The sequence below is a fragment of the Candidatus Woesearchaeota archaeon genome (genome assembly GCA_003694805.1).
Lineage (GTDB): Archaea > Nanobdellota > Nanobdellia > Woesearchaeales > J110 > J110.
In genome coordinates this window covers 1-1,063 of the sequence record RFJU01000162.1, presented here as the reverse complement: position 1 = coordinate 1,063, position 1,063 = coordinate 1, and the positions used below count along the sequence as shown (strand labels likewise).

General features: G+C 49.2%; 1 protein-coding gene. It reads left to right on the top strand.

What is annotated here, in order from left to right; translation table 11 throughout:
• Positions 1-1,054, top strand: a 1,054-nt coding sequence (locus tag D6783_05860; protein ID RME52089.1) for a hypothetical protein, incomplete at its 5' end; no start/stop codon positions are given.
• Positions 1,055-1,063 lie beyond the last annotated feature (9 nt).

Sequence of the window (1,063 nt, the reverse complement as noted above, 5' to 3'; positions counted from 1 at the left end):
TGGCACGCCAGAAACAAGGCCAGAGAAGAGCAAAGACAGTCCCGACCTAGCTCCTCCAGATACTTTTACGAAAAAGCCTCCTCAAACAAACAATATAGGACAAACGCCATCATTGCCTGTGGCACCCGTGACACACATCAAACAAAAAGTAACCAACATCGCTCAAAAGAACATAGCTCTTGAGCTTCGAATTGTGTGGGTAACAATAGCACTTTTGGCGTTATCTTGGTTCTTATTGCTGCTCCACTTTTTACTTCCGTTTTCAGCACTTCGTTTTCTGGCAAAAGGTTCTTCAGCCTTGCTTTACCCATCGGCAGCCGCTCTTCTGTTCATCTCTGGTATGCGTTTCTTTTTCGGCGGGCAAAGCATCGGTGGAACCATCTATACAGGGTTGCTATGGTTTGGCTTTGTCGCCCTTTCAACACACTTGCTTCGTAAGCGAAATTTCCCAGAACTCGCGCTCACGGCCTTTCCTCTTTTGCTGATTGTCATTGTAGCCTTGGTTTGGGCTTTACTCGGCGTTATCCCCCTCCAAGAAGTCAAAACGCCTGCAATCTATCGTGCATGGCTCTTTTCCCTGAGCCAATTCTTCCTCTACACTTCGTTTGGGGTTCTCGCTACCGCAGGCTCTTGGCTCCTGATCTCCGGCTACCTCAAACCTTTTGCAAAACGAGGACGCGGCAAAGGATACGGACTCCATCCAGAAAGCTGGAATCAACTTCAGCTTCAACCAGGAATGATGGTTCTTATCGCGTTCCCACTCTTAACTTTGGCTTGGGTACTCCGCGCACTTTGGTCCCTCCAAACCTTTGGAACAGCCTGGTATGGATGGAGTACCCAACCCCGTGTCATCGCAGGTTTTGTCACCTGGCTGCTACTTTCGGCTTATCTCTTCGCGTTGCGACTTCCCAAAAAGAAAGCGCTGCTCGATTCACCCGACTCATACATCACAAGAACCAACCGCTTTCCCTCATTTTTGCTGCTCATTGCAACTCTTGGAGGAGCGGCTCTATTTGTGGGTGCAGGCTTTCTTACTCGCCTGCTCGTTGGGTAAAGAGAGGAG